Source organism: Sporosarcina sp. NCCP-2222 (assembly GCF_023168145.1).
In the GTDB taxonomy this organism is placed as follows: Bacteria; Bacillota; Bacilli; order Bacillales_A; family Planococcaceae; genus Sporosarcina.
In genome coordinates this window covers 500,129-526,290 of sequence record NZ_BQYK01000002.1, presented here as the reverse complement: position 1 = coordinate 526,290, position 26,162 = coordinate 500,129, and the positions used below count along the sequence as shown (strand labels likewise).

The window sequence follows — 26,162 nt, the reverse complement described above, 5'->3', positions numbered from 1 at the left end:
TCCAGTGGAAGAGCGCAATCTACAATCAAGACTGGCAGGCTATCCCAGCAATTGAGCAAGAATTTTTGAATCATATGGCTGAGTTCGAAAGCAATGAAAACAGTTTTGTGTCCCTTCGCGGAATGGAACGTGACATGATGATCCAAAAAAATGAATGGATGCTGGCGCATGAGCTTGCTTATGAGGACGAGGATTTTCCCATTTCTCCCGCTCTGTTTTTGAAAAAGATTGCCTCTGTTTTATTTGGCATGGCAGGTGTAGGAATTCTTCTTCTCTTATTCGGAAATTCGGTCACTGCAGAACGCGAGCAGCAAACATGGACGATCCTTCAAACGCAGCCGATTGGGAAGTGGCGCTTGTTTTTTTGCAAGTACACAAGTGTCCTGCTGATGACTGGTTTGTTCATAGCGGCTGTCATCGCTATCGGAGTTCTCCCTACATTGTTTCATAGCCAGCTTTCTCTTCACTTGAATTATCCGATTGTTGTTACGTCGGGAGATACCGTTTCCATTATTTCTGCAGGACATTATATGGTAAGAAGTATTGTGATATTTATTTTGGCGATTCTATTCGCCTTCAGCCTTTTGTTTTTCATGAGTAACTTTGTGAAGAATACGTTTAGTCTATATATGTTAACGGGCCTTATATTGCTGATCGGTTCATTTACTGCCAGTTCGCCGTGGAATCCCTTCTGGTTATTTCATTTCAAGGATATAGTAGCAAAGGCTCCAGGACCCCAAGACGGATTGACAGTCATTTTCTCAGTAAGTTGTAGTGTCCTGCTGTTCTTGTTGGCTATTGTCCTGCCGGAAAGGGCCTCAACTCTTTTTATAGGATCTGCCACTAAACAGCCATTCTCAAATGGCAAAACCCAAACGTTTAGATCACTCATACTTCGACTCAGCCAATTTGAATGGAGGAAAATAAGAAGAAAACCTCTTACATTTCAAGTTGTTTTGACACTGGCTTTTTTGGTAACTGTCCAAATTTTTTTCATCGCCAACCAAACAGTAGTAAAGAAAGAAACATATTTACAGGAGATTGAAGCAATTATAGTAGATCACCGTATGAACCGTGTTTTTCCTTTGGAGCAAGCGATCGAATCTTTTACGAAAGAAAAGGAAAAGGCTGAAGAAGAAGGAAATGAGGCTCGTATTGCTTACTATAACGACCCAGCCTCACTTGAGTTGTTACACACAAAGCTGGAAAACGAAAGAGATAAAGTTTCTCTTTATGAAAATGCTCTTATAGATTATAAGAAAGAAGAATGGATACCGTTCTACAAGTTCCAGCTTGCTGTCAATGAAGAGAAGCGAGATCAGGAGACTACCCATCGATATTTCAGTCCGTATACTTATGCTGTCAGTATTGCTGAAAAGAAATGGTTAATGGAGCGGAATCTCCGCCCGGTTCTGTCCGGTGAATTTACGCCGACAGTTTATGATCAATGGGGAGATAATGAGGAACTCAAAACATATATTCAGTCCCAAAACAAAAAGGTGGACGACAGTGGTCTTTTTTCACTCTACTTGAATTTTAAAGATTTCTACTATGTGGTTCCATCTGTTATTATTCTGTTCCTTGTTGGATTGGATTTTGCGGAGGAACGGGGGAAGAGGCCGACATTGCATTTCCTTCTAACGCAGCCGCTCAGGAGAAGGGAGTTATTTTTAGGGAAAGTCATCAACAATTCACTAGTTGGCATTGGTGGTAGTATCGCTATCCTCGGATTACTTTTATTCATTGGCACCATTTCGAGGCGTTTGGGGGATTGGGCCTATCCCGTGCTGCATTATGATGGGGCTTGGTTCAGTGAAGCGTCCAAATTCCTAGGCAATTCACCTCCGATAGACGACCGATTTCATTTGATGGAATTAGGGAATTATGTAATCAAAACGAGCGGCCTTTTTTTACTTATTCTTCTTTTCGCTATCGTCTTAGCCAACTTACTAGCCTTGTTCATCCGGAGTAAGACAGGTGTGGTCATTTGTCTCCTGCTAATTGGGTCCATTGGATATATCGGCAGCGACCAATTCCTTTCACGATTTGCTCATTTATCTCCGTTCACGTATTTGGATGTAGCCCGAATTTCTAACGGAGAACGAGCAGTTCTTAAAGATAATTTGCATATTACCGAGATGATGGGCAGCTTAGTTCTGTTATGCAGCATTGGGTTAGTTCTGATAATCGGGTGGTTCATTGCCAGCAAGTGGGATCAGTAAGCAGGCTGGAGAGAATGGTTTCTCCAGCCTGCTTTCATACTCATATCTCAATTAAGAACGGCAAAATCATCGGCCTGCGCTTTGTCCGGGCATACAGCAATTTTTCTACAGACTTGCGAATGTCGTGCTTGACGTCGTTGCGCTGACGCCGGCTGGAAGGCTGCGCCGTTTGGACGGTTTCTTTCACGAGCCGGTTGACTTCCTCATATAAGGCCTCCGCATCGCGTTCGAATACGAAACCGCGGGACAGGGTGGCCGGTTCGGTAATCAACTGGCCGTCCGTTTTATTAATTGATACGACAATGACGAGCATGCCTTCTTCAGACAGCACTTTCCGGTCGCGCAAGACGATTTTCCCGACATCCCCGATGCCGAGGCCGTCGACAAACACATTGCCTGCGTCGACTTGTCTTGTTTGACTGGCAACCCCCTCTTTAATATCTACAATATCCCCGTTTGAGATGATAAAGATATTTTCTCCATTCACTCCTACCGATTCCGCCAGTTCCTTATGCTTTATCAGCATTCGGTATTCACCATGTATTGGAATGAAGTAGGTAGGCTTCAATAAAGTGAGCATCAGTTTCAGTTCTTCCTGAAAGGCGTGACCGGACACGTGAAGACCGGTTGTACCTCCTGATCCATAAACGACACGGGCTCCTAGCCGATAAAAATTGTCGACAATCCGAGAGACACTTTTTTCATTTCCTGGGATGGGGCTTGAGGAAAAGATGATGGTGTCTCCTGGGTGGACCGCTACGTCACGATACGAGGAGCTGGACAAACGGGAAAGTGCTGCCATCGGTTCGCCCTGGCTCCCGGTGCAAATGATCGCCACATTCTCTGAAGGCAGCCGGTCAATCTCTTTCACATCGATCAATAAATCTTCAGGAATTTGTAAATAGCCAAGTTCCTCGGCTACTCCCACGACATTCACCATACTCCGGCCGACCAACGCGATTTTGCGGTTTGTCATCCGTGCTGCATCAATAATTTGCTGAACCCGATGGACATTAGAAGCGAACGTCGAGATGAAAACCTTTTGCTCCGCCTTCCTGAATTCCTCTAAAATCCGCTCGCCGACAATTCGTTCTGATTGGGTAAAGCCTGGACGTTCGGCATTAGTGCTTTCGGATAATAAAAGCAGGACGCCCTTCTTCCCAATATCCGTAATCTTATGGAAGTCCGCATACTCATCATGGATCGGCGTCAAATCAAACTTGAAATCCCCCGTATGCACAATCGTGCCTGCTGGTGTCTCGAAGGCGGCGCCAACGCAATCAGGAATACTATGATTGATTCGGAAGAAGGAGAGGTCAATCTCTCCGAGACGAAGCGTCGTTTCGGTGTCAATCATCACTCGCTCGGTATCCCGGAGAAGCCCGTGTTCTTTCAGTCGTAATTCAATTAACCCGAGAGTCAATCGGGAAGCATAAACAGGGACATTCAGCTGCTTTAGAAAATAAGGGATGCCGCCAATATGATCCTCATGTCCATGTGTGACAATCAGTCCGCGTACTTTGTCGCGATTCGCCAGCAAATATGAGATATCCTGGATAATCAAATCCACGCCTAAAAGCGTTTCATCGGGGAATTTAGATCCGCAATCCACAACAATCATGTCATCTCCATATTGAATGACATACATATTCTTCCCAATTTCATTCACGCCGCCTAGCGCAAAAACGGATATCATTTTTTCAGAAGTCTCCATATTGAACCCTCCACTGTAGTTGTACTAAAAAAGGCTGTCCCGCAAGTTGCATTTGCAACCGGGACAGCCTAATGTGCCTCACTCAAAAGGAGAGGCCGGGGGAACTCCGAAAGTAGGATTCGAACCTACGACCTATCGGTTAACAGCCGATTGCTCTACCGCTGAGCTATTCCGGAAAGTTGTACTCTTATCGTGGCCTTTTTTTCAGAAACTATACATTGTAATGAAAAAATGCCATATAAGCCTGGTGAACTTTTCGATGTTCCTCTTATATTGTGGACGATATTAAAAAATTTATACCACCTAAAATTTATTATCGGAGATTAGCTTTTATTCACGGATAAGGAATCGATCGGGATTGGTTCTTCATTTCCTCCATTTTGCACTTCCGATTCAATGGATTTGCCAAGCAAGTAATATTCGGTCTCCTCTTGTGATAAGCTGTTGTATTTTTTTCGCATAGCCATATAAAAGACAGATCCAGTAACAGCCCAAGCGAGCAATAATAAATAAGAAGGCGTCGATAAAGCGGCCGGTGAATTTGGAATAAGCAATAGTGCCAGGAACAATGCACTCGCGATGATTCCAATCAGTGCCAATGCCTTTTTGACCGGAGCGATTTCACGTCCGGCTTGTTCTGATTTCCAAGCCAACACCCGATAGGCGGCGATACAAGTGAATAGATAGGCGACAGAAACGCCAGTCGAGGACATATCGACGATCCACGTCAATGCTTGTCTGCCAAACCATGGCATGGGAAGCGTGACCAATGCGACGAACCAGATGCCCCAAACCGGTGTCTGGTGCTTTTTAGACATCGAACGGAATCCATTCGGCAATGCTCGTGCTCGTGCCATTGAAAACAGCAGGCGGCTAGAAGACATGAAAAACCCATTCAATCCTGTAAAGATTCCCATCATAATGGCAACGGCCATGATGACAAGACCTGCCATGCCGAGTGAGGAATAAATGACGTCTCCTGTAAGCCATAAATTGCTTTCTCCAATGTCTGCCGAGCTAGAGAACGTCCATGCGGTCAAACCGATCATAACGGCATAGATGAGAAAGGAGGTAAACAGCGAAGCAACAATCAGGATCGTTGCCTTTCGCGGCGAGAATTTAAATTCTTCCGCTGCTTGCGGAACATTATCAAATCCGACATATGCCCATGGCGCAATCGCTACAATGACGAGAACGGATGTCAAAATCGACTGTTTTCCGCTAAACAGCGGTTTCATATTTTCAAGCGGCTGCTCCGAGAATCCATAGGTGAACGTTCCCAGCAAGACGACACCCCCGATTAACAGGACGCTGAAGTAGAACTGAATTCTTCCTGAGACGCTCGTTCCTGTTGAATTAATGAAGGCAAACAACAGGATAAGCAAGGAAGCGATTAGAACCTCCGGCAAATAGACATCCCATCCTGCGATTGAGTAAAGATAGCCTTGCTTCATAAATCCAGGAGCTAAAAATTTCAACAGCAGTGTGAAAGCGGATGCATTTAACGCAACAATGGACATATAACCGAGTGACAAAAACCAACCACAAATAAAGGCCCATACTTTCCCTGCGGCGATGAAGGCATACGTAAAGCCGCCCCCTGAAACAGGGAATTTTTTTATCATTACGCCATAACTAGACGCGATGACCATCATGATTAATGCACCAATTAGTAGGCCAAGAATTGCACCGAGCGGCCCTGACTCTTTAATCCAATCCCCTGGTAGAATAAAGGCCCCCCAGCCAACTGATGAGCCGAGTGCTATTGCAAATACCCATGACGGTTTAAGTGTTTTCTGCAGCTTTTTCCTTCGTGGTGGTTCAGTAGTCCCCATTGGTTGTTCCCCCTAGATAGTTAGATAGGTCTTTTATTCCCTATATCAACATAGTGAAACCTATCAACCTACCAAAAAGGTAGTGATATCACATTTTGCCTGAACGGAAAATACGGTACAGCAAGAATACAAACATGAGCCCCGCAATAATAGAACCGATTTCAATGACGGGCAGATCCCATAATAGATTCCGTTGTCCCGCAATTGAAGAACCGACAATGACACCGACCATGAGAATGCTGAATGACAGTAGGATAATGCTGAAGGAAAGACGATTGCTAATCTGGTCGAGCCGATTTAAGAATGTGTGGGTCTGCTTTAGGTTAATATCCAACTGCATTTTGCCCTTTTTTATCGTTCGTGTGATGTCTTTAATATCCTTAGGTAAATGAGTGAGGATTTGATAGTTTTCCATCCATTGTTTAATCGAATCCTGTGCAAAATTCAATGGATTGTATCGTTCTTTCATGAGTTTCTCCCCAAACGGTTCGACGGCTTTCATAATGCTGAAAGTAGGATCGAGTTCCGAGATGAGCCCTTCCAGTGTCAAGATGGCCTTTCCCAATATTGAAATTTCGGATGGGATTTGAATGTGATGATGATAGGCGACCTGAAAAAGTTCCATGAAAATAGCACCCAAGTGTATTTCATTCAAGGACACATCATAATATTTCGTCTGTAACGTATCCAAGTCCCGTTTAAACCAGCGCAAGTCGAGATCATCAGGCAAGATGCCCATCTCTTCAAAAGTATTGATCATCCCGTCTGTATCACCGTTCCGCATATTGACGATGAGAGAGGCAAAATGGAATTTCAGCTCGTCGGTCAGGCGTCCGACCATGCCGAAATCCATGTAAGCAATAATATTTCCTGGACGGATAAAAATATTTCCGGGATGAGGATCTCCGTGGAAAAAGCCCATCTCCAGTACTTGATAAAACATCGAATCAACAATTCGCTGTGCAATTAATCCACGGTCGTACCCTTGTGCATCAAGCTGCTGTACATCATTGGCTTTAATGCCATGCAGCATTTCAGCTGTCAGCACTTTATCAGTCGAGTAATCCCAAAAGACGGCAGGTATGCGGATGTCTGGCTGTTCCGCAAACTGTTTGGCGATCCTTTCCCCGTTGCGACCTTCAATCCGGTAATCCAGCTCATCGGTCAACGAAGAAGAAAATTCGTCAATCATATCACGAAGATGGTACGTTTCCGCCCAATCCGTATTGGCTTCCAGAAAGCGTGCGAAATCCGCCAAGATGGAAAGGTCCGTGTCGACGACGGGACGGATATTAGGGCGCTGCACTTTAACAGCGACCTGTTCGCCGCTGGACAGGCGCGCTGCATGCACTTGGCCGATGGAAGCAGTAGCCAATGGCTCTGGATCGAAAGTTGAAAACAATTCCTCGATCGGTGCGTCAAGTTCATTTTCAATGATTTCCTTCACTTGTTCAAAAGGGAAGGGGGCAACATGGTCTTGCAGTTTTGCCAGTTCAAATGAAATTTCTGATGGCACGAGATCACGCCGGGTACTCGCAATCTGGCCGAGTTTAATGAAAGTTGGGCCGAGCTCCTGCAATGTCTGCCTTAATTTCACTCCGATATCTTGAAGGTTTATATGATCGATAGGTTCTGTGTCCGCTGAATCTTGCTTGGTTAATCCGAGCCTGAAAAGGAAATGACGAAGGCCATTTTTTACAAAAGCATTGATGATCTCCTGCATCCTTTTTGAATGTCTAAGTTTATTTTTGAACATCCACTATCCCTCCAACTTATCTCAGTTGGTTGTATATACCCCTACAGCAGGTTGCTGACTCCTACACTTGTTTTGGTTAGATGAAAGAAAATACAGAAATCCATTGCTTTACCTGTTGCTTTACGTAATAATTGGAAGTGATTTCAAATTAAAGGGGTAGAATAAATGAAGCAAAGTGTTACAGTAAAAGTGTTCGATCAAATGGGATTGGATGAACAGACACAAAAAATTTTGGATGTGACCGTTGTCCATATGACGGCGATGACCATATCGCTTATCGTTGTGAGCAAGGGGGAAGGTGGAGAAGGAACCGCTCTCAATCCGGTGGAAGATTGTTTCTGCGGCATCCAAGCGTTTACGCAAAAGGCCTTTTCTGATGAAACCGGTGAGGAATTGGAAAGCGCTTTGACAAGACGTTTTGCCAACTACTTTAAAATGTGTGAACTCGATATGAAAGTGGAAGTGCTAGTAGCATAAAAAAGAGTCCTCTTCTGAAACTAATCGGAAGAGGACTCTTCTATTCTGGCAAAAAAGTACTGCTAAATAGGAAGAGAAATGGTATAGTAGATTCATTATGCGATTTTAGGAATAGAAGGAGATTATAACTGGCCATGAGGCTGTCCTTGAAATATTTAATTTCGTTGGTTGCGTTGATGTCTGTGATTCTTACATTGGTGAGTAGTATCTATTCAGGGTATCGGGTGAGCAAACAAACGCTCATCGATAGTACTCTGGCAACGAACCAAGCTTATGCGGATAAACTGGCCAATTCGACTGAAACATACTTAATGATGACATTGCAAATCCTTGAAACTAGCGCAGAGAGCCTCTCTAACCTTATTCAAGAAACAGGAAATGAAGAAGCTCTCGCTGCGGAAGCGGAGCGTTTAAAAAAGCAGACAGATACATTCAACTCTGTGCTGATTGTAAATAAAGACGCTGAGATTTTAGCCACGTCCCCTCAGACCTTAGGATTGAAGGGAGAGAAACTGGTCTCGGTTGGGGGCAAAGAGGCGTTGGAAAAAAGGAGCGCCTTCATTTCCCAGCCGTATACTTCATTGACCGGCAGACTGATAATATTCATCTCCCAGCCAATTTTTGATGAGAAGGGCCGGTATCTTGGATTAGTCGGAGGAACAATTTACCTTAAAGAAGAAAATATACTACAAACCGTTCTAGGGGAACATTTTTATAAAGATGGATCATACGTTTATGTAGTCGATCAATCGGGCCGAATTATTTACCATCCTGATCCAAAGAGAGTTAACGAGGTTATAGATGATAACAAAGTAATTAAGGAATTGATGGCTGGGTTCGACGGAGCCATGGAAGTGACAAACTCTCAGGATAAAGTGATGCTGGCGGGCTATGCCACCATCCCGACTGCAAAATGGGGTGTCGTATCCCAGAAAGAGAAAAAGTCTGCCATAGCGCCATCCTTCTCTATGACAAATGAAATGATTGGGAAGACATTGCCCTTCATTCTTGTCGTGCTTGTCCTGTTATTCGTAATCTCCAAGCAGATTGCACTACCGCTTCAGAAACTTGCGTACTATACGGAAACGAGTACAGAGAACAGCCAGGAAGAGAAAATCAACAAAGTGCAAACGTGGTATTATGAAGCCAATCAATTGAAGAAGGCGTTAAACTTCAGCTTGAATTTCTTCCAAGATCGTGTAAACTACTTCATTCATCAGTCCACGACGGATCCGCTGACGAAAGTGTGGAACCGGCGGTCGATGGACGAAACGATGAAAAAATGGACAGAACAAGGGATGCCGTATGCCCTTATTATTTTGGACATGGATAAATTCAAGCGGGTTAATGATACGTACGGCCATGCGACAGGCGACGAAGTGCTGAAGTTCCTGGCTACCGAAATGAAAGCCGTGTCACGCGAGCAAGATCGTTGCTGCCGGTTTGGCGGAGAGGAATTTGTTATTCTCTTGCCTGAAACAGATGCAGCAGGCGCGTATCAAGTGGCCGAGCGGCTTCGCAAAAAAATGGAATCCACCGTCAGTCCTTGTGGTGAAATAGTCACCATCTCTGCAGGTGTCGCCGCTTTTCCAGAGCATGCATTGCATCCTGCGGAATTGCTGGAACTCGCCGATGAATCGCTTTACGAAGCGAAAAAGACCGGGCGGAATCGGACGATTGGCCAAACGAAGCAAAACGTATAAAGAACAGGTGGAGGGGTCCCCCCTCTGCCTTTTTGTTTGTTCCAACAAAAAAGAGAGCTGCCCGTCAAAAGGCAGCTCTTTCTATTAATAGACTTTATCTCCGTTGAAAATGGAGTTTTTCACGATCACATAATCGACAGTACGGATAGCTTCAAGTTTCGTTCCGCCAGCATAAGAGATGGATGACTGTAGATCCTGCTGCATTTCAGTCAGCGTATCTTGCAGTTTGCCTTTGTGCTCGACGTACATTTTTTTGCCTTCCACATTCTTCTTCTCGCCCTTTTGGTATTCAGAAGCGGAACCGAAGTATTCCTTGTATAGCTTGCCATCCTTTTCGACTGTTTGGCCAGGGGACTCTTCATGACCTGCAAAAAGGGAACCGATCATGACCATTGAGGCACCGAATCGGACAGACTTGGCAATATCTCCGTGCGTCCGGATTCCGCCGTCCGCGATGACCGGCTTGGAAGCGGCTTTTGCACACCAGCGTAATGCCGCCAACTGCCAGCCGCCTGTGCCGAAGCCTGTTTTGATTTTTGTGATACATACTTTTCCAGGCCCAATGCCGACCTTTGTTGCGTCAGCTCCAGCATTCTCCAGTTCACGTACCGCTTCCGGCGTGCCGACGTTCCCAGCGATGACGAATGTTTCTGGAAGATGTTTTTTAATGTGCTGAATCATCTGGATGACCGCATTAGAATGGCCGTGGGCAATATCGATCGTAATGTAGTCAGGAACCAAACCATCTGCTGCAAGCTGCTCCACAAATCCGTACTCTTCCTCTTTTACTCCGACGCTGATGGAAGCGATCAATCCTTTGCTATGCATATCTTTTACAAAGGCAGCGCGCGTCTCTGGGTTAAAGCGATGCATAATATAGAAGTAACCGTTTTCAGCTAGCTGCAATGCAATCTTCTCATCAATGATCGTCTGCATATTTGCAGGAACGACTGGCAACACGAAAGTATGTTTTCCTAGCTTGACCGATGTATCACATTCCGAGCGGCTGTTGACAATACATTTTGCGGGAATCAATTGAATATCTTCATAATCAAATACTGCATCCATATATAACACTCCTAAAGGCGAATATTATTTTAAATTTAATTGTTAACGTTCGTACTTTTGTAATTTACATCATTTTGTAACTGAAGTCAACCGTTTTACGGGTGAAACATTTGTTGAAAATTCCTACACCTGTTTACAGGTAAAGTCTATAATAGGAGGAACAAGGTGAAGGGGATGGAGAGATGTTACAGACAACACTGCAAGAAGTGATTGCTATGAGTCCGGAAGAGCGAAAGGACTATATGAAAGAAAGTGGCGGGCAATTGGTGGAACAAATGCTGGGAGAGATCGGTTCGATCGATCCTGTTTTGCGGGATGAGCAAATTTACGGGCTGTTCATCACATTGCTGACTGAGAGACTGATAGAAAACGATGTGATGGAGAACTTGGCAATTGAGCTGATCAGTGACAGACAATTATTTTGCTCCATAGGAGAAACAAATACAGACAGCGTATTCACACGCGCCTTCGCCTCCCTGTGGTTAGCTGGATTGCTCACAATCGATCAAGAGACTCCTTATTTGGAGGAAGGCGTAAGACGTTTGGTTATGGAGCGGTGTTCAACGTATTTGCAACAGGAGCGCGATGTCCGTGGATTCGTAGAGGAAAAGGGCTGGGCGCATAGTATCGCACATGGAGCAGACCTCGCTGCAGTAATTGCAGGGCATCCACTTACCGAAAAACGGCTTATGCCGATCCTGTTACAAGGGGTGAGTGACAGCTTTTGGAAAGGCACTGTCTATACGGACGATGAGGACAAGCGTCTTGTTGAGGTTATTATGGCACTGGTAAAACAAGAATATCCTGAAGAGGTGCTTGTGGAATGGATAGAGCAAGTATTTGATCGGCTGGCGCTTGAAAAGTCCAGGTCTGGATATAGCCGCCCCTTCTTTCAAGCGAGGACAAATACGCTTCATTTCATGACGGCATTCTTCTTCGCCTTAAAGATGAATCATCAGGCACCGCGCTTGCAACAAGTGGCCGCTCATTATATCCAAAAGTGGTTCTATCTATAGTGATGTAGACCAAGCAAAAGGAACATGGTACGATGGGACCATATATACAGGTGAGGGGGAATAAGGCATGACAACTTTGCCAAACTGTCCGAAATGCAACTCGGAATATACATATGAAGACGGAAACCAGCTCGTTTGCCCGGAATGTGCCTATGAATGGATGCCTGGTGCTGAAAGATCTGAACAGGAAGAAGAGAAAGTATTTAAAGATGCAAACGGAAATATCTTGCAAGATGGAGATACCGTTACGGTCATCAAAGACTTGAAAGTAAAAGGAAGTTCTTCTGTCGTGAAAATGGGGACGAAGGTGAAAAACATTCGGCTCATCGACGGAGATCATGATATTGACTGCAAAATTGACGGCTTTGGCCCGATGCAACTAAAGACGGAATTTGTGAAAAAGATCTAAGTTCGGAGTGGGGAAATGATAAACGTTAAACAGTTTCCAGTACTAGAAACGGAACGGCTTTTATTACGGCAAGTGACAAAAGAGGACGCACCGTCAATCTTCCGTTACCTGTCCGATGTGGAAGTTATGAAATATTATGGATTGCTTCCATTCAAACACGTCAGTGAGGCAGAAGAAGAGATCGAATGGTATCGTTCCATCTTTGAAAATGGAACCGGCATCCGCTGGGGGATCACGTTGAAGAACCAGCCGGAGCAAGTGATCGGCAGTTGTGGTTTCTTGGCATATGCCCATCAGCACGCACGTACGGAGGTCGGGGCAGAACTTGCAAAGGAATATTGGCGGAGCGGAATCATGACAGAAGCTTTTGGGGCCGTTTTAGAATATGGATTCAAGGAAATGAATCTGATGCGCATTCAAGGGTTGATTGATCCAGCCAATGTGGCTTCCCAGAAGCTTGTAGAAAAGTTCGGTTTTCTTCGGGAAGGTTTGCTGCGCAACTACGAGCGGACCGGGGACAAGTTCGAGGATGTCTATATGTATGCTCTACTGCAAACGGAATGGAATATAAGTTGATTTACATGCTCGCCTAATAAGAAGGCGAGCATGTTTTTGTTTAGATGAGACGAAAAACATAGGTCATGTAATGAGACTTCCTACATATTCCAAACAAGGAAGCGTTCATTTATTCTTAATAGTAAATCATTGGTGAGGAGATGGTAAGATGAAAAGCATTCGTAAGGCAGCCAGCCTTGTTTTGGCATGCACTTTATTTCTTGGGCTGACTGCCAATGCATCGGCTGCAGCAAGTAATAAGGTGCTGAATCAGGTCCGAAATGAATATACGTCCTTTGAAAAGAAGACGGTCAAAGCTTATGAAAAATATCGAGACGATACGAATAAAGAATATCGGGCATATCGGGACAAGGAGCAAGCCTCATTCGACACATTTGTAAAACAGACGGGTCAAGACTTGTCGCAGTTAAAGCAGATACTTGATGCGGATGTGGCGAAGTTGGAAGGCCAATTTGGTTCCAATAAAGAATATTCATCAAAACTTCGGACTTACAAAAGTTTGATTAATGCCAATTCATTGAGCAGCCCGATGCAAAACTATGCGCAAAGTATTAACCCGACCTCTTTAGCGAGCCTGATGTCGCAATATAAGAGTGCGATTAATGAAACATCGTTGGCAAGTCCGATGATGAAATACAGAAATGCTGTGAACGAACATTCATTGGCGAGTCCGATGAGCTATTATCGTCAAGCGGTCAGCGCAAACAGCCTGGCCAGCCCCATGTCTGAACTGCGACATCAAAGCAGTCCAACGTCTTTAGCGAGCGTAATGCAAAACTATAAACATGGAAAATTAACTCAAAAGCAGGCGCTTGCCGAGTGGAGTGCAATTCTGAAGAAGGAAAATAAATCAATTCAAACGATTGCAGACAAAACGAAAAAAGACATTACGACAATTAGTACAACGACATCAAATGATATCTTGAGCCAAAAGTCTAAAACGGTCAACGGCATTTTAGAACAGCGCCAAAAGACTTTGCAGGAAATTTCGGATGCACGCAAAAACTACTTCGGTGAAGGCATTACATTCAGTGATCTCATTCCGGATCTCGGCGAACCGCAAATAATGATGAAAGGGAAATGGATCGCCCTATCGCAGCAGCCGGTCATTCAAAACAATATCGTGTATGTCCCGGTAAGAGGCGTTTTTGAGAACATCAATCCTGAAATGAAGCTGACGAAAAAAGGTGATGTCATTACGATCTCGAACCCAGCCGTCAAGATAACGATCAACTCGAAAGTTGCAACTGTCGGAGGAAAGTCCATAACGTTGCCGGCAGCGTCAAAACTGATTAAAGGGAATGCAATGATACCGTTACAATTAGTGGAGGAATCTTATAATGGTTCCGTACGCTGGGATGCTGCGTTGAAAACGATATTTATTGATTAAGAAAAAACTGTCTCCCTGTACCCTTGATAGCGGACACTAACAAAAGTGCCCGCAATCAGGGGTATATTTTGTTGGGTTCCTATCATTCGGTTTCAACCACAAATAATTTTAAAAATTTTATGAAAATAGATATCTACCTTTTATGATGTACAGTATAATTATGGAAATGAACATCATCTTAGGGAGGCGAACCTGCTGAAAAAATTATTCCTGTCGCTCGTAGTTGTGTTGTGTACTGTGGCCTACACTGTTCAAGCATCAGCCGCTCCATTATTTCCAGACGTCGGTGAATCTCATCCATCCAAGGCGGAAATTGAATATCTAGCGAGTCAAGGGATCGTTACAGCCATGCCGGACGGAACATTTGGAGCAGGAAAGTTAATTACAAGACTGGAAGCTTCTGAAATGATCGTGAAAGCGTTGCAGCTGCCTGTCGAAGACTTGCCGGATGTTACATTTGCCGACGTGAGCCCCGGGGATGAAGGGTATGCAACTGTTCAAGCTATAGTGGCTGCCGGAATCATGGGTGGAAACGAACAAAGAGAATTTAAACCGCAAGACAATTTGACAAGAGGGCAGATGGCTTCCATCTTAGTGAACGCATTTGAGTTGAAGGGGACGAGCGACTATCTTTTCAGGGACGTAAACCCGACTTATTGGGCAGCACCATCCATTCAGACACTGTTTGCGAACGGTGTGACGAAGGGATACGAGGACAATACATACAAGCCGACCGGATTTTTAACTAAATCGCATTTTGCTGTATTTTTAGCGCGTATTCTCAATCCTGATTTAAAGCCGAAGTTCGAAGCATGTTATCGTCCTTCAAACCAGAAGCATTATGCGATACGTGTTCCGGTGACCAATGTGTGGAATAAACCGAATCAGGCTCGTGCTATGGACCGTATTTCCATCGCTCCGATGCCGGATATGGCAAAGTGGTCAAGGAGTATGAACATCGTGCAAAAATTGTGGCTGGTCGGACGGACGGATACTCAGGCGTTGTATGGGGATGAAGTAGAAGTCATCAAGTCGGAGGGCGATTGGCTGTACATTGCGGTGAAGAGCCAAGCAAAGACCGGGCACAAAAATGGCTATCAAGGCTGGGTGCCAAAATCACATGTGAAGGAATATTATTCTAACTATGAAGATTGCGCGATTGCCATCGTGGAAGCAAAAATTGCGTCATTGTACAAGGAGCCAAAACTCCATAATAAATATAAATTCATGGACATCAGCTATTCGACAATCCTAACTGTCCTAAGTGAGGAAGGAGATTGGCTGAAAGTGAACACGAACACGGATGGAATCAAATATATTCGTAAAGCGGACGTAAAAGTGTATGATGCCTACGCGGCTATACCGAAACCGACTCAAAAGGACATCGTCGACAGTGCCAAGCGGTATCTTGGCTTGCCATATGTATGGGCCGGTGCATCTGCGTACGGGTATGATTGCTCCGGGTTAATGTATGCCGTGTACCGGAACCATGGAATTTTGATTCCCCGAGATTCGTTTGTCCAAGCGACACATGGTACGCCGGTGAAACGAAGCAATTTGCAGCCAGGTGACCTGATGTTCTTTGCATATAACGGCGGGACGGGGAAGGTATATCATGTTTCCATTTACGTCGGAGACGGGAAAATGATACACGCACCGAATTCCTCAAGGAAGATTGAAATCATCTCGATTAACGCAGGGATTTATAAAACGAATTACGCGGGTGCAAGAAGATATTTGAAATAATGAACCCAGCCGGTCGCTTTCTCAAGGGCCGGCTGGCTTTTTGTTCAAAAGAGCTTTAATTATTTGGACACTTTAGTTTCATAAGTAGACTGCTGCACTTCGATTATGTGATCGGACTTCGGCTTGCCGGCATTCGCTTTGTGGCCAGCGATATGTTCGGGACTCTTCTCCCAATTTTTCCAATCCTCTTTTGATTGCCAACGGACGACAATAAGAACTTCCTCATCGCCGCGGCGCACTTCTTTCAGAAGGACCTCTAAACCAACGAAACCTGGTTGCTTCTCAATCAATCATTCACCACTGAAGCGGTCAATGACAATTCTTAAGAAAATATTTACGCCAAGACCGTTTATAAATAAGGATTCATGGTAAGGTAAGGGGTAGGAGGGATGCCGAATGCAATACTCCAAACCGAAAATGGAGCGTCTCGTAAAAAACAATGCGGAGCTGTCGAAGCGACTGCAGCAAATTATGAAGGAACATGAACTCGAAAAGAGCTTTGCGTTAAAAGCATTATATCATTCTGACGTAAAAGACGGCGGCCGTTTTATGAAAGACTACCAGGAATTGCAATAAGAAATGCCCAGGGCGTGCACCCTGGGCATTTTCTATTCAATCACCATATTCAAGCTGTTTCTCAATCTTGCCATCCTCACCATGAAGATAGACCATCGTGCCGGCTTCTTGCGCCATCCGCTTTGCTTCCTCAACAGCTTCATCGCGCGATCCCGACGTGTAAGCCGGGTCTTCGTTTCCTTCTTTCTTCACAGCCCAGCCGTCCTCATCATGCGGAACAACGTGGAACCGGGCATCATCTGTACCAGCCCGATCCTCGAAATAATCTTCTTGGTCACGCTTTTGGTGATCAGCCATACAACAACCTCCTTCCTGCTAAAATGGTAATGCTACAGAGACAATCAATTATGTAATCATTCATTACCCGTCTAGTGGAAATCAAAACTGGAAGGATTGTGCTGTTTGGAGAATGACAGAAAAACAGACTTCCAGAAACACCGCTGACTGTATGATGAATCCAGAGTTGCTCGAAACCTCTTGCGAAGTGAACGATACCTCCAGCTAATCTGATCCAGATACCCTAAAAAAGCAGACGCATAAGAGCGCCTGCTTCCTTCCTTATCATATTCTCTTATAGAGATCCGTAGAATACCATGCCGCCACGTGTATTGATGACTTTGAGCATGTTAGTCCGTTTCACGAAGATGGATTTGTATTGGACGCTACCTTTCGCATCCTTTAATAGGATGGTGCGTGTGCTGTAGTTATCTTCGGCGATTTGTGCCGTGTAGCTTGCGACATCCACGACGGAAGCGAGCTTGTTGTATTCAGGCAACGCGCTGATGCCGCTTGCTGCTGGAGCTGCTTGTTGTTTCACTTGTTGCACAGAGACTGCTGGAGCTGCCTGTTGTTCAACTGGTTGAGCCGCACTCGGTGTTGATTCTGCAGTGATAACGCCATAGAAGATTTGGCCGCCTTTAGTGTCGATGATTTTCAAGGTGTTTGTTTCTTTCACAAAGATGGACTTAAACTGCTCACGGCCATTGTCGTCTTTCAAAACAATTACTCGTTTGTTGAAGTTGTCTTCGACAACTGCTGCTTTGTAGCTGGCGACGTCGACTTTAGAAGTGAGCGTTGCGTATTCCGGTAATGAACTGATCGCGCTTTGAACCGGTTGTTCCGGTTTTGCTTCTGGTGCCGGTGTTGTGTCGTCAGTTGTGATAGTGCCGTAGAATACTTGTCCTGCTTTCAAGTCGATCACTTCTAGCGTGTTAGTGTTTTTTACAAAGATGGATTTATATTTGCCTTGTCCGTTCGCTTCCTTAAAGAGGATGACGCGCTTGTAGTTGGAGTCCTCTGTAATTTTCGCTTGCAATCCAGATACATCGACTTTGCTTGCCACTGTTGCGTACTCAGGAAGTTGTGTAAGCGTATCGGCTGCGATTTGTAGTTGATAGTTGGAGCCATATTGGGATGCCCCGGTTACTTTCTGCGTTTGCGCCGCTTCCACTTTGTCCGTATGTAGTACGTTGGCTGCGCTGAATCCTCCTGCTGATAAAAGTGCTGCGGTTAGTGTAGTTGCTAGTAATTTGTTCATGTTCATCGTCTCCTTTGTTTTGGTATGTCCTTATCATACCTCCGCATTTTGAGAGGACTCTGTGAGGAAAATGAGAGTTTCATAAGAAGTTTCTCATCGTTTCCTCAGGGAACCATTTCCAATTTGGTTCGTATAAACTAACAAGAAAGAATCTTTAGGAGTGGGGTGGGTGCATGGAAACAACCGAAAACATTTTAGTCCTGCGGGATTTGACGATGGATTATGGCGGAAAGCTGGTCCTGAACCGAGTTAATTTGGAAGTGAAGCGCGGCCAAATCATCGGGTATATTGGACCGAATGGGGCGGGGAAGAGTACGACGGTAAAGATAATGCTTGGTTTGATCCAAAACTATCAAGGGACGGTTGAGCTGTTCGGCGAGGATATTGCCCAAGGGGATATTTCTTATAAGCGAAGAATCGGATATGTGCCTGAACAGGCGGAACTTTACGATAATTTGACGGCGATGGAGTTCTTAGTGTTTACAGGGGAGCTCTATGGGATGGAACGCCACTACGCAGAGCAGAAGGCAGAAAAACTGCTGAAGGAATTCGATCTCTTCAGTGTGATGGATACGAGACTTTCATCCTTTTCGAAAGGAATGAGGCAGAAAGTGCTCATCACATCGAGTTTGCTGCATAATCCCGATCTATTATTTCTTGATGAACCGCTGAGCGGCTTGGATGCCAACAGTATGATGATTATCAGGGAGATGCTGGCGCAGCTCGCGGAACAAGGAAAGACGATTTTCTATTCGTCGCATATTATGGATGTCGTTGAAAAGATCAGCAATCGGATTGTTCTTCTCGTTAAGGGAGAGGTGGTCGCGGACGGGACATTTGAGGAGTTGCAGGAATTAAGCCAGGAAGGCACCTTGTCCGGCATTTTCAATCAATTGACGGGCTTCACAGATCATGGGGAACGGGCGTCCCGTTTCATCTCCATTATGCAGGACGGGGATGCCGATGCGTGAGTACCGATCCCTTCAAGTCATTTCGCTGTTCAAGCCCTTGTTAATAAAACTGGGTATCGATTATAACGCTCTTCTGATCATATTGCGAATGAAATTGACGATGGATGGCAGAAGAGTGCCGACGATTTTTAATGATACGCGGGGGAAAAAGGAAGGCAATCAGTTCCTGAAATCATTGTGGATTTACGCACTATACGGTCTGTTGATCACTCCTTTTTTATTTTTTGGGAATCAATTAGTCTTTCAAATGGGCATCAGCTTCGGCATTATCATTTTCATATTATCCACGACGATGATTGCGGATTTCTCTTCCGTGCTGCTGGACATCCGGGATAAAAACATTTTGCATACAAAACCGGTCGACAGCAAGACAATCAATGCAGCTAAAATACTGCATATTCTCATTTACATGTTTTTTGTCAGCGGCTCGCTTCTGCTATTGCCGCTTTTGGTCAGCCTCTTTAAAAAAGGTATTCTATTTACGTTGCTGTTTCTCGTAGATATCGGGTTGACCATCGCGCTTGTCATTGTCATCACTTCCTTGCTTTACTTGGCCGTGCTGCGATTTTTCGATGGGGAAAAGCTGAAGGATATCATTAATTATGTGCAGATCCTTCTATCTGTCGGGACAATTATCGGTTATCAAGTCGTAGCCCGATCCTTTGATATAGTAAATTTTGATATCTCTTATACATTCAACTGGTGGCATCTGTTACTGCCGCCTTTGTGGTACGGCTCCACATTTGAAATGCTTCTTAATGGAAATTACTCCGCTGGCATTGTCCTCGGTTCCATTCTCGGAGTGCTTGTGCCGGTCCTCGCTGTCCTGTTGTATATTCGTTTAATGCCTGCTTTTGAGCGGAGTCTTGATAAATTGATGGGCGTGGCGAAGGAACGGAAGAGGAAGCCCCATCGGATCATTGAAATGCTGGCCAAGTTGACGTGCCGCTCCAAAGAGGAGAGGGTATTTTTCCGGTTTGCCACATTAATGATGCGACAGGAGAGGGAATTTAAACTGAAAGTCTATCCTGTACTGGCGATGGGAGTTGTGTTTCCTTTCATTTTTATCATTATGGAGCTCAGGGAACGGTCTCTGGCAGACATCGGCACAGGAAGCATGTTTTTGTTTATCTATTTCCTAAATTTCATTATCCCGACTGTCGTCCATATGCTTCGATATTCGGGCAGTTATAAAGGCGGTTGGATTTTTAAGGCCGCACCGATAGAACAGCCTCACATCGTATTTAGCGGGACATTGAAGGCGTTTTTGACGACTATGTATGCACCAGTTTTTCTATTCTTATCGGTTATTTTCATCGGTATTTTCTCAACTTCTGTTATTCCGGATCTCATTGCAGTAGCTGTTGGAGGTGTACTGTTTACCGCGATTGTTTATCTGTTGATGGACCGGGATTCGTTTCCCTTCTCGTTGTCCTTCCAATTCGCTCAGGATGGCGGTTCGTTTAAAATGTTTTTGATTGGTTTACTAACGTTGTTGTTTGTTGCTGCGCATACATTTGCCAATCGTTTTGATTTTGGGATCTATGTGTACATTGCCCTGCTGCTTGTTGCCGGCGCCATAACATGGCGTTTCGCATTTAGTAAAAGATCTATGAATCAGTGACACGTCTGCCTTGTTCCTAGGACTGTAAAGGGAGCCTTTGTTCGCGTATAATGAAGGATACTGAAATAGGACGGAGCAGGGGGCGAGAAGAATGATTCCAGTCATTACAGATAAAAAGGTGACGGATTTATGCGGTACTGTGTCATATCGGCGAGGGAAGTCGTATGTTCAGTCAGGTAAAGTCTCCATTGCCATTCTGGATTCCGGTCGCTGTGAAGCAATTGTACACGGCAACGAGCCGTTCCAAGTGAAGATTGAATTCACTGCTGGCAATGAAATGAAAACGTCATGTAGCTGTCCTTCGCTTGGTACTTCGTACAAATACGAATGCCAGCATGTCGCTGCCGTCCTGCTTGCCATTGCGCAACAGGAAGGGAATGGCGCAAAACTGGCGGATGAATTGATCACTCTTTTTAAAGAACCTGCCGCCCCGCCTAGTAAACATCAACGGCATTTTGAAAGACGCCAGGTAAAGTCATTGCAATTTATCCTTAAACCGAACGTGACAAGCCAAGGGCCGCTTCTCGGTGTGGAAATCTGGTTTGGTGATCATAAGGTGGAACCCATTGGGCGTTTTCTCCGTCAACTGGACAGAGGCCTGCCGAGTGAGTTGTACGATCCGCATATCCACTGCTTCCTGGCAGAAACGGATGCCGTATTGCAACAGCTTATTGCGATTCAAATAGATCAACATGAGGACATCACGATCCCTGATTCCTTGCTGGTTCTTCCTCCTTATGCATGGGATGCATTACTGCCGTTGCTGGATAAGACCGAGGTTCACGTAGAGACGGCAGAAGATAGGTACCCATTTCAGCGTAAGGAAGGCACGTTGCCGATTCGTTTTCATTTCGGACAATCAAAAACCAATGCCCATTTGCTGAAAATAGACGGTATGGATGAAGTGGTCATTTTGGAAGCATACCGAACAGTCGTACAAAGAGGAAATATTTTTCGGCTTGCGCCCGAAGATTGCAAACGGCTTGCAGATTTGGAACGGATGCTGAAGACCGCGCAAGCGAGGCATATAGCCATTCCGGATGAACAAGTCGGGTTCTTCCTAGAGAAAGTCGTTCCGGGTCTTCGAAGCATTGGCCATGTTGAGATTGATGCGTCGATTACGAGCCGGTTGGTCCAATCCCCATTAGTGGCGAAGCTGTACATCGACCGGTTAAATAACCGCCTATTGGCCGGTTTGGAGTTTCAGTATGGCCACATTGTCATTAATCCTGTTGCGGATCGAGAGCTGCCGAAAAAGGCGACAGTCCTGCGGGACATTGAAAAGGAAGAGGTCATTTTACGGCACATGGAAGAAAGCCAGTTTGCAGAAACAGACGAAGGCTATTTCCTGCATAATGAAGAATTGGAGTATGCCTTTCTTTATCATATCCTGCCGAAGCTCCAACAACATGTTCGTGTCTATGCAACAACCGCGATCCGAAACCGGATTTTCAAAGGGCACCCGCAGCCGCGGATCCGTGTGAAAGCCTTTGAGGACCGGACCAATTGGCTGGAATTCAAATTTGAGATGGATGGCATTGCAGACCGGGATATCCGTTCTTTGTTGGCGGCTCTTGAAGAGAAGCGAAAATACTACCGGTTGCGGGACGGTACGCTTCTTTCATTGGAAACCAAAGAATTTGAGCGATTGCAGCAGATGATGAATGAACTCCCGGAAAGCCTGGAAGACTTGGAGAAAGGGCTGACGGTTCCTTTTGTCCGTGGCATCCGGTTGCTGCATTCCGGAGAAGAGGCGGAGGCATTTTCAGTTGAGGAATCCGCTAGGGCATTCCTCGACAAGCTGAAAAATCCGGAAGAAAGCATTGTTGTTCCTGAATTACTGGATTCCGTTTTACGGCCGTACCAAAAGCAAGGCTATCGCTGGATGAAAACATTAGCTGCTTTCGGAGCAGGCGGCATTTTAGCAGATGACATGGGGCTAGGCAAGACGGTGCAAAGCATTGCTTTCATCCTATCTGAGCAAGCTGCAATCCGCCGCAGGAAACAGCCTGTCCTCATAGTGTGCCCTTCTTCTCTCACCTATAATTGGAAGCAAGAAGTGGAGAAGTTCGCACCTGCCTTGAAAGCTGTCATCGTGGACGGTGACCGCAAAAAGCGGATGAAGTTATGGCAGCTGGACGAAGAGGCAGATGTCATCATCACTTCCTATCCCCTGGTGCGAAGGGATATCCAGTGGATTGAAAAGTTGACGTTCCATGCGATCTTTCTGGATGAAGCGCAGGCAATCAAAAATCCGATTACGATGACGGCGAGGTCAGTGAAACGAATACGGGCAACGCATCGTTTTGCGTTGACTGGAACGCCCGTGGAAAATGCGCTGGAAGAACTATGGTCCATTTTCCATGTCATCTTGCCCGAATTATTCGGGGGATTGCGTGAGTTCAGTGAGCTGCAGCGAAAAGATGTCGCCCGTCGGATTCGTCCGTTCCTTCTTCGTCGGATGAAACGAGATGTTGTGCAAGAGCTGCCGGAGAAAATAGAAACGATTGATTCTGCGGAACTGCTGCCAGAGCAGAAGAAGCTCTATGCGGCCTACTTGGCAAAATTGCGGCATGATACGCTAAAGCATCTCGATAAGGACACACTCCGGAAGAATAAAATTAGGATTCTTGCCGGTTTGACGAGGCTGCGACAAATTTGCTGCCATCCCGCTTTATTCGTCGACGGCTATAAAGGGAGCTCGGCAAAATTCGAACAGCTAAAGCGGATCATCCAGGAATCTCAACTGGCTGGAAGACGGGTTCTCATCTTCTCTCAGTTCACCAAAATGCTCGATTTGATCGGCAGGGATTTGGCTTTTCAAGGGGTGCCCTTTTTCTACCTCGATGGCCAGACGCCTGCTGAAGAACGGCTCGAGCTATGCCAGCGATTCAATGCTGGAGAGCGTGATTTGTTTTTGATTTCATTGAAAGCAGGCGGAACAGGCCTCAATCTGACCGGGGCTGATACCGTCATTTTGTATGATTTATGGTGGAATCCGGCGGTGGAAGAACAAGCGGCAGACCGGGCCCACCGGATTGGCCAAGAACAGGTGGTACAAGTGATCAAACTCGTTGCCCGTGGCACGATTGAGGACAAGATGAATGAACTGCAGGAGAAGAAACGGAACTTAATTGAAGAAATCATTGATTCGCAAGGAAATTCGGTAATGTCCTTGACTGAGGAAGACATTGTGGAATTGTTAACGTGAATGAAGCAGTAAAGGAGAACGGATATGAGATTTCTAAAAGCTCTCATTACCACTGTCATCGTCTTGGGCCTTCTCGCCATTGGTGTGTATTTTATTGGAACTAACCTTATTGCCGACCAGGTGATGGACAAGGTGACGACGGAACTGGAATCAAGTGGCCAGATGGATGTCATCAGACAGGAAGTGAAGAACGATCCGGAGCTGCGGGCGTTCATTGAGGAAGGAAAAAATGCGGATCCGTCGAAGTTGCCTTTCCAAACGAAGGAGGAGGCGACAAGGGCTCTCTTGAAGAAGTTCAATGTGTCTGAGCTCAATGAACTGCAAAGCCAGGCAAGAAACGGGATGACAGCGGCAGAACAGCAGCAATTGATGAACAAGTTGCAAAGCCGCCTGTCCGAAGAGGAGCTGCTTGCTTTGAAAGCGTTCGCGTATAAGGAACTATGCGCAACGGATGGCACGGCCTGCCAATGAGCGTTACTACAAAAAGATGAAAGGGATTCGAACAAATCCCCTTCATCTTTTTTTATTCCTTCGCCAGTGTGACAGGACGGATATAGCGGGAAATGAATCCGTGACGCGGCGAGCCGATAAAGCTGATTAGGAATAGGATGCCGGTCGCGAACGCCATGGATCCGGAAATGGATGTGTCGATCCATGAAGCGATGTAATATCCGCCGATTGCGGAAAGGACGCCGAAGACGGCGCTGAGAACGAGCATGATTGACAGTTTATCGGTCCAGAGATAAGCGGCGGCAGCTGGCGTGATTAGCATAGCGACGACCATAATGGCACCGACTGCATCAAAGGAGGCTACTGTTGTAATCGAGACAAGAGTCATGAAGACGTAATGCATGAGCATGACCGGAATACCGAGACTAGCCGCAAGCGCTGCATCGAACGTCGTAATCTTCCATTCCTTATAAAATGCCAAAATCATCACCAATACAATCGCAAGGACAATGCTTAGTATGAAAGTCGCCTGCGGCACTTCGCCAAGCAGTGGGATCTCCATTGTCTGCCAAGGGACAAAGGTGATTTCGCCCATCAAAGCATGCTGGACATCCAAATGGACGTTTCCTGTTTTCGTGGCTATCATAATGACGCCTATTGCAAATAAGGTCGTAAAGACAACGCCGATGGATGCATCTTGCTGCACGCCGAGTGAGTGAAGCCACTGAACGAAAACGGCAGTCAGCAGCCCTGCGATGATAGCCCCAACAAGCATATGCCATCCACTCAGCTCACGGGTGATCAAATAGGCGGTGACAATACCAAGCAGGACGGTATGGCTGATAGCGTCCGCCATCATCGCCATCCGGCGCAAGATGAGAAAGACTCCCATAACTCCGCACGAAATGCCGACTAAGGCTGCGGTAAGTAAAATCCATCCTTCATAGCTCATTGTTATTTACCCTCCTTGACGGGCTGGCGAGGGATGGGCCGACTTTCCAAACGATGTTGCTTCCGCTGCAATTGCAATTGAAGAGCCCGGACCAAAAGACCGCGCTGCGTGCCTGCTAGTACCGATACGAGGAAGATGGAAGCGGAGGCAATGACGATGAAAGGACCGGTCGGCCATCCTTTCCCCATTGTGCTGATCAATGTGCCGAGCAAGCCGGAGCCACCGCCAAAAATTGCGGAAAGCACGAGCATCCGTTTGAAGGACATAGTCCAATAATGGGCACTGACCGGTGGAATAATGAGCAAGGCAGCCATTAAGATTACGCCGACTGCCTGGATGCCGATTACGATCACGAGCACCAGCATCGCTAAATAAAGGCCATCCATGAGGCGGCTCGACAAGCCCAGTCCTTTTGCGAAATCCGGATCAAACAGGAACAGCTTCCATTCCTTGAACCCGATAATGACAACTGCAATGATAACGATGGCGACCGCCATCATCGTATAAACATCCGTCCGTACCATCGAAGCCGCTTGACCGAAGATGAAGCTATCCAGTCCTGCCTGATTTCCACCGCCTTTTCGGCTGACAACTGTCAGCAACATGATGCCGAGTCCGAAAAAGACGGATAGGATAAGCCCCATAGCGGCATCTTCCTTCACCCGGCTGGAGGAACGGATCAACTGGATAAGCCAAGCACCGATAAATGCACTGACGGCTGCGCCGAAAATCATGAATGGCAGATTTTTATACCCGAGTATGGAAAAAGCGATCACAACTCCAGGGAGAGCCGCGTGGGATAAGGCGTCGCTCATAAGGCTCTGCCTTTTCCAATAGGACAGACACCCGACCATGCCGGCTGCCGTTCCAAGAATCAACGTGCTGAAAAGAACCCATTGGGCGTTGGGAGATAAAAATATGTCCAGCAT

At 45.8% G+C, this 26,162-nt stretch carries 22 protein-coding genes and 1 tRNA gene; 13 read left to right on the top strand and 10 right to left on the bottom strand.

The features are described from left to right. Positions 1–2,222, top strand: a 2,222-nt coding sequence (locus NCCP2222_RS06610; protein ID WP_248510754.1) for an ABC transporter permease subunit, incomplete at its 5' end; no start/stop codon positions are given. Between the two features lie 40 nt (positions 2,223–2,262). Here NCCP2222_RS06610 and NCCP2222_RS06605 read toward each other — a convergent pair. The 4 genes from NCCP2222_RS06605 to NCCP2222_RS06590 form a co-directional block, all read right to left on the bottom strand. After that, positions 2,263–3,936 (bottom strand): ribonuclease J, encoded by a 1,674-nt coding sequence (locus NCCP2222_RS06605; RefSeq protein ID WP_248510752.1) that lies wholly within the window; start codon positions 3,934–3,936, stop codon positions 2,263–2,265. A 104-nt stretch (positions 3,937–4,040) separates the two neighbouring features. Continuing rightward, positions 4,041–4,112 (bottom strand) — tRNA-Asn (locus NCCP2222_RS06600). 147 nt (positions 4,113–4,259) lie between these two features. Continuing rightward, positions 4,260–5,771 (bottom strand): APC family permease, encoded by a 1,512-nt coding sequence (locus tag NCCP2222_RS06595; protein ID WP_248510750.1) that lies wholly within the window; start codon positions 5,769–5,771, stop codon positions 4,260–4,262. Positions 5,772–5,859: 88 nt separating this feature from the next. Beyond that, a complete protein-coding gene (locus NCCP2222_RS06590) occupies positions 5,860–7,527 on the bottom strand; it encodes an ABC1 kinase family protein (RefSeq protein WP_248510748.1) in 1,668 nt (555 codons plus the stop codon). A gap of 165 nt (positions 7,528–7,692) precedes the next feature. Here NCCP2222_RS06590 and NCCP2222_RS06585 point away from each other — a divergent pair, with 165 nt between their 5' ends. Both NCCP2222_RS06585 and NCCP2222_RS06580 read left to right on the top strand, forming a co-directional pair. Further along, positions 7,693–8,004, top strand: coding sequence for a hypothetical protein (locus NCCP2222_RS06585; RefSeq protein ID WP_248510746.1), 312 nt, complete (start codon positions 7,693–7,695; stop codon positions 8,002–8,004). Positions 8,005–8,150: 146 nt separating this feature from the next. Next, on the top strand, positions 8,151–9,707 hold the full coding sequence (locus NCCP2222_RS06580) for a sensor domain-containing diguanylate cyclase (RefSeq protein WP_248510744.1): 1,557 nt from the start codon (positions 8,151–8,153) through the stop codon (positions 9,705–9,707). An 84-nt stretch (positions 9,708–9,791) separates the two neighbouring features. On the opposite strand, the gene guaC is transcribed toward NCCP2222_RS06580, so the two are convergent. Beyond that, entirely contained in the window at positions 9,792–10,775 is a 984-nt protein-coding gene (gene guaC, locus NCCP2222_RS06575; protein ID WP_248510743.1) for a GMP reductase, read from the bottom strand. Positions 10,776–10,957: 182 nt separating this feature from the next. Here guaC and NCCP2222_RS06570 point away from each other — a divergent pair, with 182 nt between their 5' ends. From NCCP2222_RS06570 to NCCP2222_RS06550, 5 genes are all read left to right on the top strand, one after another. After that, a complete protein-coding gene (locus NCCP2222_RS06570; RefSeq protein ID WP_248510742.1) occupies positions 10,958–11,791 on the top strand; it encodes a DUF2785 domain-containing protein in 834 nt (277 codons plus the stop codon). A gap of 67 nt (positions 11,792–11,858) precedes the next feature. Beyond that, the gene (locus NCCP2222_RS06565) at positions 11,859–12,200 is read left to right on the top strand and encodes a zinc ribbon domain-containing protein YjdM (RefSeq protein ID WP_248510740.1); all 342 of its coding nucleotides are present in this window, start codon (positions 11,859–11,861) and stop codon (positions 12,198–12,200) included. 15 nt (positions 12,201–12,215) lie between these two features. Beyond that, positions 12,216–12,776, top strand: coding sequence for a GNAT family N-acetyltransferase (locus tag NCCP2222_RS06560; protein ID WP_248510738.1), 561 nt, complete (start codon positions 12,216–12,218; stop codon positions 12,774–12,776). A 148-nt stretch (positions 12,777–12,924) separates the two neighbouring features. Next, positions 12,925–14,166, top strand: coding sequence for a copper amine oxidase N-terminal domain-containing protein (locus NCCP2222_RS06555; protein ID WP_248510737.1), 1,242 nt, complete (start codon positions 12,925–12,927; stop codon positions 14,164–14,166). A gap of 237 nt (positions 14,167–14,403) precedes the next feature. After that, a complete protein-coding gene (locus NCCP2222_RS06550; protein ID WP_248510735.1) occupies positions 14,404–15,912 on the top strand; it encodes an S-layer homology domain-containing protein in 1,509 nt (502 codons plus the stop codon). A 59-nt stretch (positions 15,913–15,971) separates the two neighbouring features. On the opposite strand, the gene NCCP2222_RS06545 is transcribed toward NCCP2222_RS06550, so the two are convergent. Then, positions 15,972–16,202 (bottom strand): antibiotic biosynthesis monooxygenase, encoded by a 231-nt coding sequence (locus NCCP2222_RS06545; protein WP_375709164.1) that lies wholly within the window; start codon positions 16,200–16,202, stop codon positions 15,972–15,974. A 106-nt stretch (positions 16,203–16,308) separates the two neighbouring features. Between NCCP2222_RS06545 and NCCP2222_RS06540 the strand changes: the two genes are divergently transcribed. Then, entirely contained in the window at positions 16,309–16,488 is a 180-nt protein-coding gene (locus NCCP2222_RS06540; RefSeq protein WP_248510733.1) for a hypothetical protein, read from the top strand. A gap of 36 nt (positions 16,489–16,524) precedes the next feature. Here NCCP2222_RS06540 and NCCP2222_RS06535 read toward each other — a convergent pair whose 3' ends face one another. Together NCCP2222_RS06535 and NCCP2222_RS06530 are read right to left on the bottom strand one after the other, a co-directional pair. Beyond that, positions 16,525–16,785: a DUF2188 domain-containing protein gene (locus NCCP2222_RS06535; protein ID WP_248510731.1), complete on the bottom strand. Its 261-nt coding sequence runs from the start codon at positions 16,783–16,785 to the stop codon at positions 16,525–16,527. 274 nt (positions 16,786–17,059) lie between these two features. Further along, positions 17,060–18,025, bottom strand: a complete 966-nt coding sequence (locus NCCP2222_RS06530) for a hypothetical protein (protein ID WP_248510730.1) — start codon at positions 18,023–18,025, stop codon at positions 17,060–17,062. A 173-nt stretch (positions 18,026–18,198) separates the two neighbouring features. Here NCCP2222_RS06530 and NCCP2222_RS06525 point away from each other — a divergent pair, with 173 nt between their 5' ends. From NCCP2222_RS06525 to NCCP2222_RS06510, 4 genes are all read left to right on the top strand, one after another. Continuing rightward, positions 18,199–18,996: an ABC transporter ATP-binding protein gene (locus NCCP2222_RS06525; protein ID WP_248510729.1), complete on the top strand. Its 798-nt coding sequence runs from the start codon at positions 18,199–18,201 to the stop codon at positions 18,994–18,996. Further along, positions 18,989–20,620: a hypothetical protein gene (locus NCCP2222_RS06520; protein WP_248510728.1), complete on the top strand. Its 1,632-nt coding sequence runs from the start codon at positions 18,989–18,991 to the stop codon at positions 20,618–20,620. The genes NCCP2222_RS06525 and NCCP2222_RS06520 overlap by 8 nt, the downstream gene beginning before the upstream one ends. A 91-nt stretch (positions 20,621–20,711) precedes the next feature. Continuing rightward, positions 20,712–23,831: a DEAD/DEAH box helicase gene (locus tag NCCP2222_RS06515; RefSeq protein ID WP_248510726.1), complete on the top strand. Its 3,120-nt coding sequence runs from the start codon at positions 20,712–20,714 to the stop codon at positions 23,829–23,831. Between the two features lie 24 nt (positions 23,832–23,855). After that, on the top strand, positions 23,856–24,302 hold the full coding sequence (locus tag NCCP2222_RS06510; RefSeq protein WP_248510724.1) for a hypothetical protein: 447 nt from the start codon (positions 23,856–23,858) through the stop codon (positions 24,300–24,302). 52 nt (positions 24,303–24,354) lie between these two features. Here NCCP2222_RS06510 and NCCP2222_RS06505 read toward each other — a convergent pair whose 3' ends face one another. Continuing rightward, positions 24,355–25,233 carry a metal ABC transporter permease gene (locus tag NCCP2222_RS06505; RefSeq protein WP_248510722.1) on the bottom strand — a complete coding sequence of 293 codons (879 nt, stop codon included), beginning with the start codon at positions 25,231–25,233 and terminating at the stop codon, positions 24,355–24,357. Positions 25,234–25,235: 2 nt separating this feature from the next. Next, positions 25,236–26,162: a metal ABC transporter permease gene (locus tag NCCP2222_RS06500; protein WP_248510719.1), complete on the bottom strand. Its 927-nt coding sequence runs from the start codon at positions 26,160–26,162 to the stop codon at positions 25,236–25,238.